At 61.1% G+C, this 9449-nt stretch carries 7 protein-coding genes; 6 read left to right on the plus strand and 1 reads right to left on the minus strand.

The features are described from left to right. Positions 1-18: 18 nt before the first annotated feature. From DIE03_RS37110 to DIE03_RS37130, 5 genes are all read left to right on the plus strand, one after another. Entirely contained in the window at positions 19-1311 is a 1293-nt protein-coding gene (locus DIE03_RS37110; RefSeq protein ID WP_124457012.1) for an FAD-binding oxidoreductase, read from the plus strand. A 51-nt stretch (positions 1312-1362) separates the two neighbouring features. Beyond that, entirely contained in the window at positions 1363-1578 is a 216-nt protein-coding gene (locus DIE03_RS37115; protein ID WP_148092915.1) for a hypothetical protein, read from the plus strand. A 98-nt stretch (positions 1579-1676) separates the two neighbouring features. Next, positions 1677-3104: an aldehyde dehydrogenase family protein gene (locus DIE03_RS37120; protein WP_124457008.1), complete on the plus strand. Its 1428-nt coding sequence runs from the start codon at positions 1677-1679 to the stop codon at positions 3102-3104. 35 nt (positions 3105-3139) lie between these two features. Beyond that, positions 3140-4423, plus strand: coding sequence for a M24 family metallopeptidase (locus tag DIE03_RS37125; protein WP_124457009.1), 1284 nt, complete (start codon positions 3140-3142; stop codon positions 4421-4423). Between the two features lie 57 nt (positions 4424-4480). Beyond that, positions 4481-5050, plus strand: coding sequence for a recombinase family protein (locus DIE03_RS37130; RefSeq protein ID WP_124457010.1), 570 nt, complete (start codon positions 4481-4483; stop codon positions 5048-5050). Between the two features lie 14 nt (positions 5051-5064). On the opposite strand, the gene DIE03_RS37135 is transcribed toward DIE03_RS37130, so the two are convergent. After that, a complete protein-coding gene (locus DIE03_RS37135) occupies positions 5065-5643 on the minus strand; it encodes a recombinase family protein (RefSeq protein WP_124457011.1) in 579 nt (192 codons plus the stop codon). 798 nt (positions 5644-6441) lie between these two features. Between DIE03_RS37135 and DIE03_RS37140 the strand changes: the two genes are divergently transcribed. Continuing rightward, positions 6442-9449 (plus strand): ESPR-type extended signal peptide-containing protein (locus DIE03_RS37140; protein ID WP_260435011.1); only part of this gene is annotated, 3008 nt, incomplete at its 3' end.

The following is a 9449-nucleotide window of genomic DNA, read 5'->3' on the forward strand; positions in this document are numbered from 1 at the left end:
CGTTCTCTCTTTATTCCTATGCTCCGGCTCTCGAACCAGTCTCATGCCGCATCGTATTACGCGGCGACCGTCAACGACACGACTCGACATCCACCGCTCACCGGAACGCTACAAGTGGACGTGTGCGTGATCGGCGCCGGATTGACGGGAATTTCCACGGCGCTGAATCTCTCGGAACGTGGATATCGCGTTGCGGTGCTCGAGGCATCGAAGGTCGGCTGGGCCGCGAGCGGCCGCAACGGCGGGCAGTTGATCGGTGGCTATGCGTGTGGCATGGATACCTTCGCCAGGCATATGTCCGCCGAGGACGTGGTGCGCGTCTGGGCAATGGGGCTAGAGGGCGTCGACATCGTCAGGGAGCGCGTCGCGAATCATCGAATCGACTGCGATCTGCGTTTCGGCTATTTGCATGTTGCCAACAAGCCGCGCGACGTCGTCGCGCTACGACAGTGGTGCTATGAAGTGCAACGATGCTTCGGCTACGACAAGTTGCGCTACATCGAGAGCGGCATGATGCGTGACTATGTGCAATCCTCACGATATAGAGGCGGCCTGTTCGATCCGCATAGCGGCCATTTGCATCCGCTCAATTACACGCTCGGCCTTGCGCGCGCGGCACGCGAGGCCGGGGCGCAAATATTCGAGGACACGTGTGCCACGCGCATACGCGATGAAGGTGGTGCTCACGTGATCGAAACGGCCGGCGGGATGGTGCGCGCCGGGTTCGTCGTGCTGGCTGGCAATACCTGGCTAGGCAGGTTGGCCCCCGACCTGTCGCGCAAGATCATGCCGGTCGGGACGTACGTGATTGCGACTGAGCCGCTCGATGCCGTGCGCGCGATCGCGTTGATGCCAGCGCAGGCGGCCATCTGCGATAGCCGCTATGCACTCGATTATTTTCGCCCGACACCCGACGGTCGCGTGCTTTGGGGAGGGAAGGTGAGCTATTCGACGGGCGAGCCGGCCCATCTCGGGGAAGCGATGCGTCGCGATATGTTGAAAACCTTTCCTCAGCTCGAGAATGTCAAGGTCGACTATGCATGGGGCGGCCTGGTCGACATCACGATGAACCGGGCACCCCATTTCGGCCGCATCGCACCGACCGTCTATTTCGCGCAGGGATTTTCGGGGCATGGTTTGAACGTGACCGGCCTGGTAGGCAAGCTGATCGCTGAGGCGATCGGTACGCAGGCAGAGCGGTTCGATTTGTTCGGCAAGATTCGCCACCGTAATTTCCCGGGCGGGCGCCTATTGCGGACGCCGATGCTTGCGTTGGGGATGACCTGGGCAAAGATCAGGGATCTGGTATGACGCGCGGCAGGCTCCATGCAAGGACGTAACCTCGGCAATCGAGATCAATCTATGGCTAAACAGCTTCACACACCCATTCCCGACGCGCCCGAGCTTTGCCGGATTTCAGCGCATGAGTTGGCTCGCCGGTATTCGATCGGCGAGATCTCGCCGGTCGACGTCGCCCGTCAGTGCCTCGAGCGAGCGGAGCAAATCAATCCGGCGTTGCGCGCCTTTACATCGATCGAGCGGCTCGTGTCGATCGAATGGCCGGCCGCCGAGTTTTAAACCGCGCGCCGTCCGTCCGAAGCACGGCCCTCGGAAAGTTGACGTTCGTACAAAACGGCGTCGTGGATACCACGGAAGCAAATTGTAGCGAGATCAAGATGCGAACTGCCAATCAGAGCTTCATCGACGGGATCTGGTTCGATCCCGCAGACGTACAACCGATCGACGTGATCGACCCTTCTACCGAAGCGCCATACGCTCGACTACGGGGCGGCGGGGCGGCGGATGTCGATCGCGCCGTGGCTGCCGCAAGATGGGCGTTCTCTTTCTTTTCGGAATGGACCGTCAAGCAACGGGTCGAGCTACTCGAGCGCGTGCTGGTGGTGTACACCGCCCGATACGACGAGGTCGCCGATATCATCAGCCGGGAGATGGGGGCGCCCATTGCCTTTTCCAGATCGATGCAGGCCGCCGTCGGAACCGCGCATCTTCAACAAACTATCCGAGCATTGAAGCAGTTCGAGTTCGAGAGGAAGCGCGGAACGTTGTTGGTTTCGCACGAGCCCATCGGCGTATGCGCGCTCATTACGCCATGGAACTGGCCGATCAACCAGATCGTGTGCAAAGTGGCGCCGGCTCTGGCTGCCGGATGCACGATGGTGCTCAAGCCGAGCGAGATTGCTCCGTTCAGCGCGATATTGTTCGCGGAGATCCTCGACGAGGCTGGCGTTCCGCCGGGCGTTTTCAACCTCGTTCACGGGTACGGCCACATCGTGGGCGACGCCCTCGCGCGTCATCCAGGCGTGGACATGGTTTCGTTTACGGGATCCACCCGAGCGGGAATCGAGGTGGCGAAGGCCGCAGCCGAAACGGTAAAGCGGGTACATCAGGAACTCGGCAGCAAAAGCCCCAACATCATCTGTTCCGATGTGGACCTGACGGACGCGGTTACTCGTGGGGTCAAGGCCTGCTTCAGCAACAGCGGGCAATCGTGCAACGCGCCGACACGGATGCTGGTGCCCGCCGATCTCATGCGCACCGCCGAAGATATCGCCCGGGCTGAAGCGGAAGCGACCTTGGTGGGCCATCCCGGCGCCGAGAGCTCGGAGCTCGGGCCCGTGGTGAGCCGCGTGCAGTATGAGCGCATCCAGCGGTTCATCGAGCTAGGGATCGACGAGGGCGCGACGCTGATTGCCGGCGGACTGGGGCGGCCCGCCGGACTGGAAACGGGCTTCTATGTCCGGCCGACCGTCTTTTCGAATGTGCTGCCCACCATGTCGATCGCGCGCGAAGAAATATTCGGTCCGGTTCTCTCAATCATGAGTTACGAGTCCGAGGAGGAAGCCATCTCCATCGCCAATGACAGCGCGTATGGGCTGGCTGCTTACGTCCAGTCGCAGAACCTGGAGCGTGCGCATCGGATAGCGAAGCGTTTGCGCGTCGGGAACGTGCATATCAATTACCCGCCGTGGGATCCTGCCGCGCCGTTCGGCGGTTACAAACAGTCAGGAAACGGCCGGGAGTACGCTGAATTCGGTCTCGAGGAGTTCCTGGAGATCAAAGGCACGACAAGCGCGCCTTATTGAGTGGTCCGGCGCTAACGGGAAAGGCGATTGCGACGATGAGCGAATTCGAACTGAATCGGGACTATCTGAAGGCGCTGATGGACGAGACCGTCCCCAGGCAGCGTGCATTCACCGATGACGAGTACGCGTTGCGCCTGGCAAAGCTTCGCATGGCGATGGAGCGGCAGCGAGTCGACGTAGTGCTGCTGTCGTCACCGGAGTCGCAGTGCTGGCTGCACGGTTATCAAGCGCGGTGGTACCGCACCGGTTCGACGACGGCCTGGCCGCCGTGCAGCTTCACGGCCGTTCACCAGGATAAAGGCGGCATGATCGTGTTTGACTCGGCCGATCACGCGCAGCTGCTCGGCTTCACCTCGATTGCCACCGATATCCGGCATTTCGACGATCCTGAATGTCCGGAAACCGCCGACCCGAGCTTGAACGGTGTGCATGGGTCCGTGGTGAAGGCGCTTACCGCCGAAGGCTGGATGTCTGGTACGTGCGGCATCGAGATGTGGACGCCTCGACAGAACGCGGCAACTACTGGGCACTTGATGGCAATGCTGAAGAATTGTGATCTCGACGTGCAGGACGTGTCCGTCATGTTGCGCGATCTTCAGCGCATCAAGTCGCCGGCCGAGATCGAGGTAATTCGGGAGGCCTCGCGGATTCTGGACGCCGGCTACGCGCACCTGCTGTGCAAGGTGCATCCGGAGATGACCGAGATCCAGGTATGGGCGGAAATGGAGTGGGCCATGGCCCAGGCGGGTGGCGAAACCAGCGGGTTGCACAACACCGTCTCGCGCACGCGTAGCTACTGCCATGCGCTGTCCAGTGCCCGCGTCATCGGCGCAGGCCCGCTCCTCGTCGACCCGTGCGGCGTCAAGCATCGCTACCATGCGAACACCGCACGCCAGTTCTATCTGGGGGGCCCGTCGAAGGATCTCGAGGGCGCCAGTACGATCGCCGCCGGTGCGGTCGAACTTCTGATAAGCGTAGCAACGGTAGGAACTTCGTTCGCGACGATCAGTGCCGAACTGCGAAAATACTATCAGTCGTTCGGCGTGTGGGATCTGCGCGACTGGATCGGCGGCTACCAGCTCGGCATCGCCTTTCCCCCCGACTGGGTGGGTGAGTTCAATTGGAACGTCGAGCTTGACGAGCATGAGAAGTATGTCGAGCACGGGCTCGTCACCAATTTCGAGAGTTTCGTCGGGGGCGCTGGGCTCATCGAAACAATCGTCTTCCTCGACGAGGGTGCCGAGGTTCTGTCCAACGTGCGCAACACGCTCCTGGTCATCGACGGCAAGTCCGGGTCGACGATCAATCCTCATGGGTAGGTCGAGCCTGTCCAGCTTCCGATTCATCGAGTAGTAGCGCGTACATCTGGAGACGTAATGAAGATCGGATATGCACGTGTATCAACAGAAGAACAATTTCTCGATCTACAGCTTTCGGCATTGAAGCATGTCGGGTGCGATCCAATTTTCTCCGACCACGGCGTATCCGGAACTCGAAAGGATCGGCAGGGGCTCAATCGCGCGCTGTCCAGTCTTGCGCGCGGCGATACGCTTGTCGTCTGGCGGCTCGATCGGCTCGGGCGTTCGTTGAGTCAACTCGTTATTTTGATGAGCAGCCTTCGCGACCGCGGCGTCCATTTCGCCTCGTTGAATGAATCGATCGACACCGACTCGCCGACGGGCATGTTCATGTTCCATATGATCGCGGCGCTGGCTGAATTCGAACGCGCTCTTATAAGCGAACGGACCAAAGCCGGCATGGCAGCGGCCCGCCATCGCGGCAGCAAGCCGGGACGACCGCGCGCGTTGAGTGTGCAGGCGGTTGCCGAGGCGAAGGATCTGGTTAAGACCTGCCCAGAGGCATTCGTCGCCAAGCATTTCGGCGTGCATGTCAAGACACTTCGCTCCGCACTGTATCCGCAGCAGACGGAACAGCCTGCCTCCTGAGTTTTGGCGCTGATTCACCTCCGGCCGACGTTCTGTGAGTCATTTTTGCCGACCTGCTTGAGCCGACGCAATGTTCGTGGATGCACGTGGAACTGCTTCGCGACTTCGGTTGTGGAGTGCGTTTCGAGAAGTTTGAGCGCCTGCGTCCGCTGTGGCGCCGTCAGCGCGTGCTTGCGTCCGAGGATGGTGCCTCTCTGTTTGGCCGCGGCCATGCCCGCCTTGGTCCGTTCACTGATCAGCGAACGTTCGAACTGAGCGAGCGCCGCCATCATGTGAAAGATCAGTGTGCCGCCAGGCGATTCCGTGGAAATGGCCTCGGTAACTGATTCGAAGCGTATCCCCCGTTTTCCCAGCGATGTGACGAGATCCACCAGCTTGGGCAGCGAGCGCCCGAGGCGATCGAGCCGCCAGACGACAAACGTATCGCCCGGTTTCAGACGTCGCAACGCCTTGTCGAGACCCGGCCGGTTGAAGTCCGCGCCGGAAATGCCCTTGTCTGTTTCGACGAACCGGCATCCTGCCAGCGCCAGAGCATCCTCTTGCAGGCCCAGGTTTTGTTCTTCCGTCGATACGCGCGCGTAACCGATTTTCATTGAGATCTCCGATCGGAATGGATGGGTGGCGACTCGCCTCCGAGAGCGTGCGGTCGCATGCGAAAGATGGAGAGTCGGCTGTCTAAAAGCGGGGGTGCCAGTGTCCGGAGACAGCGGGGTAGGCGGAAATTTTCTGCGGATAAACGTTCGCGCCCGAACATGACGAATACCGCCGCGATTCGCTTCGTCACGAAGAAGTCAACCGGCTTGAATGGGGCGGAAACCTTGCGCAGGCTTTGTGCAAAGAATTGTCAAATGGCGCGTCATTGTAGTGGACAAAAAGGTTCCTTTTTGTCCATCCAGCAGCATGCAGCTGTGCCCCTTCTCCATCAAGGCCTTGAGCCAATACCCCTACGGTCAGACACAGCTTTACTCAAAGGAACGTTTTTTTCCGTTGTGACGGTTGCGTGCGGCGTCTCTCTCGGGGCGAGAAGGGTGATGTCGGCGCATGGCTCGGCCTTGGTTCTGAAGTGGCGAAACGGCGGGTGATCCGTTTCTCGATTTTGGGGGCTATCGATCGCCGGACGTGGTTGTCGGCTGGTTTGCGTTTCGGGGTCGTACGCATCTTTCCGGAACAAGGCGATGCGTCGTTCCTGCGTTGCTTTTTTAGCGCCGTAATAAATCGCCTTTGTCCATTCACGGACGCTGCCCGTTTGCCTGCGTGAATTCTTGTGAGAGAGGCGCGCTGGATAGTGTGTGTGTCGGATTTATTTCTTGTTGATTGAAGTTTTATTTGTCTGAATTTGTCGGCATCGCTTGAGCCGAGACATGGATATTTAATAATCCAGGGGTCATATAATGAATCGTATTTACCGGACCATATGGAATGAGGCGCTGGGTGCATGGGTGGCGGCCTCGGAACTGGACTCGGCGCATGGCAAGGGCGGGCGCTCGGCGACAACAACGGTAGTCGCGCTGGCAGTCGGTCTGCTGTTGGCGGGCGGAATGAATGCGGCCAATGCGGTGACTTATCCGCCTGACGGTTTAGGTGCCAACGGCTGCACCACGGGTGCCAGCACTTTTCTGGGGCGGTCGTTTGCTGCCGAAGTGAATCCGGTAGACGGGTCCGGGACTTACTCCAACGTGATTGGATGTAATGCGAACGGGGGAGGTTATCAAGGTCCCAATACCGGGGTGACGTTGTTCGGTTCATATACCACGGCGACAGGCAACGGGGCCGTGGCGATCGGCATGGCCGGATTGGCGGGCAACCTCGGTACGACTGTCGGCATTTTTTCGACTGCATCGGGTACGTCGAGCTCGGCGTACGGCGCGAACGCAACGGCCTCCGGCAATTACGCGTCGGCGTTCGGTTCTGCTGCATCCGCGACGAATACGGGTTCGGTCGCGATTGGAGATAACGCCACTGCCGGAGCGGTCTCGGCGGCGACGAACGGTATCGCGATCGGCGGGCAAGCGTCGGTGGCCACTGCAGCGACGTCGGGTATTGCTATTGGCCGTGGCGCTACAGCGAGCGGCGCCTATGGCATCGCGCAAGGCGACGGGACGATCGCGGGGGCGACCGGGCAGAACGTGGCGATCGGTTCCGCGGGAACGACCGCCAACAGTTCCACGGCGGCTGGCGGCGCCGTGGCGATCGGGCGAGGACAAACGGCAAGCGGCAACGGCGCGGTGGCAATCGGGGATCCGAATGTCGCAATCGGGACGGGGGCGGTTGCAGCCGGCGCAAACGACAATGCAACCGGCCAGGGCGCGGTCGCGCTCGGCAACGCGAGTACGGCAACCGGCCAGGGCTCCGTTGCGCTGGGCAACAGCGGAACGGCTTCCGCGGCAGGCGGCGTGGCACTCGGCGACACCGCGGTGGCCAGTGCAACCAATGCCCAGGCATTCGGTTCGGGATCGATCGCGAATGTGGCGGGATCAGTTGCGCTGGGATCGGGGGCTGTCACGGCAGGGGCAGCCACGTCGGCCACGGGCGGCACGGGGGCGGTCAGCAGCACGACCATCGGTGGTCAGACCTTCGGTGCCTATGCAGGCACCAATGCGTCGGCCGGGGTTGTCAGCGTTGGGTCGCCCGGTGCGGAACGACGGATTCAGAACGTCGCAGCGGGTTTGGTCGGTGCGGCAAGTACGGATGCGATCAATGGCAGCCAACTCTACGCAGTGGCGAGCACGACCACATCGAGCATCTCGTCGTTGTCGACTTCCACGTCGACGGGTATCAGTTCGCTTTCTACGGGGCTGTCGAGCACGAATAGCACGGTGACGTCACTGTCCTCGACACTTTCGTCGTCCACTAGCGCGATCAATTCACTGTCGACGGGCTTGTCGTCGACCGACAGTTCGGTCACGTCGTTGTCGACCTCCACGTCGACCGGTCTGTCGTCGGCGAATAGCTCGATCACTTCGCTGTCCACGTCGACGTCGACCGGCCTGTCGTCGGCCAATAGCTCAATCACTTCGCTGTCGACTTCGACATCGACCGGTCTGTCGTCGGCGAATAGCTCGATCACTTCGCTGTCCACCTCCACGTCGACCGGTCTGTCGTCGGCGAATAGCTCGATCACTTCGCTGTCCACGTCGACGTCGACCGGCCTGTCGTCGGCCAATAGCTCAATCACTTCGCTGTCGACTTCGACATCGACCGGTCTGTCGTCGGCGAATAGCTCGATCACTTCGCTGTCCACCTCGACGTCGACCGGTCTGTCGTCGGCGAATAGCTCGATCACTTCGCTGTCCACGTCGACGTCGACCGGCCTGTCGTCGGCCAATAGCTCAATCACTTCGCTGTCGACTTCGACATCGACCGGTCTGTCGTCGGCGAATAGCTCGATCACTTCGCTGTCCACCTCCACGTCGACCGGTCTGTCGTCGGCGAATAGCTCGATCACTTCGCTGTCCACGTCGACGTCGACCGGCCTGTCGTCGGCCAATAGCTCAATCACTTCGCTGTCCACGTCGACGTCGACCGGCATCAGCTCACTGTCGACCGGCCTGAGTTCGACCAACAGCTCGGTGACATCGCTGTCGACGTCGACCTCGACCGCGATCAACGCTGCGAAGACGCACTATTACAGCGTCAACGACAACGGTACGCAGCAAGGCAATTACAACAACGACGGTGCCACGGGCATCAATGCACTCGCCGCTGGCACGAATGCAAGTGCATCGGGTACGAGCAGCGTTGCCGTCGGCGATGGCTCGCGCGCGTCGTCGGACGGCGCGGTCGCGATTGGCAAGAGCGCATCGGCAACGGGTGGCAAGGCCGTGTCGATCGGCGTCGCGAACACGGCGAGCGGCGACGGCGCGGTTGCAATCGGCGATCCGAGCGTCGCGACGGGCACGGGCGCGGTCGCAATGGGCGCGAACAACACGGCGACCGGTAACGGCGCAGTGGCGCTCGGCAGCGCGAATACGGCCGTCGGCGACGGCTCGCTTGCGTTGGGCAACGCGTCGACGGCGGGCGCCGCTGGCTCGCTGGCATTCGGTGCGAACGCGATTGCGAAGGGTGCCAACGATGTCGCACTTGGTTCGGGCTCGGTCACCGCGGCGCCGAATCCGACCAGTAGCGTCACAATCGGCACGACGACGTTTGGCAACTTTGCCGGAACTACGCCAGCGAGTGTGGTGAGTGTCGGTGCGCCAGGCGCGGAGCGTCAGGTTACCAATGTCGCAGCTGGTCAAGTCACGTCGTCCAGTACGGACGCGATCAACGGCAGTCAGCTATATTCGGTCGCGAGCACGACCACATCGAGCATCTCGTCGCTTTCGACTTCCACGTCGACGGGTATCAGTTCGCTTTCTACGGGGCTGTCGAGCACGAATAGCACGGTGACGTCACTGTC

This window comes from Burkholderia sp. Bp8992, from assembly GCF_003853705.1.
GTDB lineage: Bacteria > Pseudomonadota > Gammaproteobacteria > Burkholderiales > Burkholderiaceae > Burkholderia.

Bases quoted from the DNA above. Each gene is read 5' to 3' on its own strand.
- DIE03_RS37120 (WP_124457008.1), top strand. From the start codon at position 1,677: ATGCGAACTGCCAATCAGAGCTTCATCGACGGGATCTGGTTCGATCCC.
- DIE03_RS37115 (WP_148092915.1), top strand. From the start codon at position 1,363: ATGGCTAAACAGCTTCACACACCCATTCCCGACGCGCCCGAGCTTTGC.
- DIE03_RS37135 (WP_124457011.1), bottom strand. From the start codon at position 5,643: ATGAAAATCGGTTACGCGCGCGTATCGACGGAAGAACAAAACCTGGGC.
- DIE03_RS37130 (WP_124457010.1), top strand. From the start codon at position 4,481: ATGAAGATCGGATATGCACGTGTATCAACAGAAGAACAATTTCTCGAT.
- DIE03_RS37125 (WP_124457009.1), top strand. From the start codon at position 3,140: ATGAGCGAATTCGAACTGAATCGGGACTATCTGAAGGCGCTGATGGAC.
- DIE03_RS37110 (WP_124457012.1), top strand. From the start codon at position 19: ATGCTCCGGCTCTCGAACCAGTCTCATGCCGCATCGTATTACGCGGCG.